1 protein-coding gene is annotated in these 1,675 nt (G+C 67.0%); it reads right to left on the bottom strand.

The window, feature by feature from the left end; genetic code table 11:
- On the bottom strand, positions 1 to 1,675 hold a 1,675-nt coding region (locus VES88_08940; GenBank protein HYN81613.1), incomplete at both ends, for an IS1634 family transposase.

Genomic DNA, 1,675 nt, shown 5'->3' with positions numbered 1-1,675 from the left:
GACGATCTTGGCCTCGGGGTTCAGGTGAGTGTGGGTGATGTTGTAGGCCAGGGTGGCGAGGTCTTGCAGCAAGGTTCTGAAGCTGTGCAAGGGAGTGCCATCGTCGGCCGTTTTGCTCGCATCCTTGGCCTTGGCATGCTCGGAGCGCAGCGCCTTGGCCACCGGCGAGGCTCTGGCGGCGCTGGCCTCGTCCAGGTACTCGTCGTCGAACAGCATGGGCTTGAGACGCTCGCGCATGTGCCACTCCACGTAGTAGGCCAGCATGCACAGGAAGACGTGAGCGCGCACGCGCTGGGCGTTGTAGTGGAACACCGGGCGCACGTGCAGATCGACCGTCTTGATCGAACGGAAGGCGCGCTCCACGTGGGCCAGGCTCTTGTAGGCGGCCACCGCGGCGTTGTCGTCGAGCTTGGTCGCGGGGACACTGGTGCGGATCACGTACAGCCCGTCCAGCGCCGCCTCGGCATCGATGGTCTGGCTCTTGCGCCGGTAGGCAAACGTGGTCTCGGTCATCGTCAGCTCGAAGTGCTTGGCCATGTGGAAGTGGCCGATCACGCGACCCACGCGCAAGCCGATGGCGTCTTGGCCGCGCAGCGGGTTGCGCGCACGCTGGGTGGCCGCCACTATTTTGTCCAGATCGACCTCGGTGGCGGCCAGCAACTCCAGTCGTTTGCGCGCGCGCTCCTGGGCCAGCAGGGGATTGCGGCACACCACCAACCGCTCGCCGGGGAAGTGCCCACTGGTGAGCTCCAGCAGGTTGCGCTCATCGAACAGCGAGGGCTGGAAGGGGCCGTGTTCCTCGGCCAGCTGTGCGATCTGCGGCGCGCGCAGCGAGCTCACCCAGTCCATGCCCGCGGGCTTGAGCACCTGCTCGATGCGCGCTGAGGTCAGCATGCCGCGATCTCCCACCCAGGCCAGATGCTCGATGCCAAAGCGATCCTTGAGCTTGCTCACCTGAGCGGCCACCGTGGCCGGGTCGGCCGTGTTGCCTTTGAACACCTGCACCGAGATCGGGCAGCCCTGGGCCGAGCACAGCAGCCCAAAGACGATCTGCGGATCATCACGCTTGCCGTCGCGCGAATGGCCACGCGCGGCCAGCTCGCAGCAGCGCCCGGTCAACCAAGTGGAGGTCAGGTCGTACAGCACCAGGGTTGAGCCGGCCAGGTGCAAACGGGCCAGACGCCGCTCGATGGCCGGCTGCGCGTCATGCAGCCAGTCCAGCGCCCGATACAGCTCATCGGCACCGCATTGGCCCACCCCCAGCACGCGGCCCAGCGAGGAACTGGCGGTGTCGTCGTGCAGCAAGCGGTGGGTGGCCAGCTTGGAGGCCGGCGAGATCACGCGGGCCACCAGCATGGCCAGCAACACGGGCTGCAGATCCCCCGGTGCCGAGCCGAACCACGAGGACGCACCCGACCCACGCGCAGCACCCAGCACGGCGGCCACATGGCCGTGAGGCAGGGTGCGCTCGACGGTGAAGACCTCCTCGACACTGGGCACCGCCACACCGCCGCGCAACAGCACCTTCAAGCCTTCGATGACCTCATCGGACAGGCAAGACAGGTTGGCCAGAGTGCGCTTGCGCACCTTGCCGTCCTCCCGGTACGACTCGCGCAGGAGCACCGCGGCGGGTGAGTTGCGGTTCGGCACGGACTCGATGTACATGGGCATGAAT

The organism is Gemmatimonadaceae bacterium, from assembly GCA_035633115.1.
GTDB lineage: Bacteria > Gemmatimonadota > Gemmatimonadetes > Gemmatimonadales > Gemmatimonadaceae > UBA4720.
The sequence above is the reverse complement of the archived record's forward strand: the minus strand, read 5'-3'. Positions and strand labels throughout refer to the sequence as shown.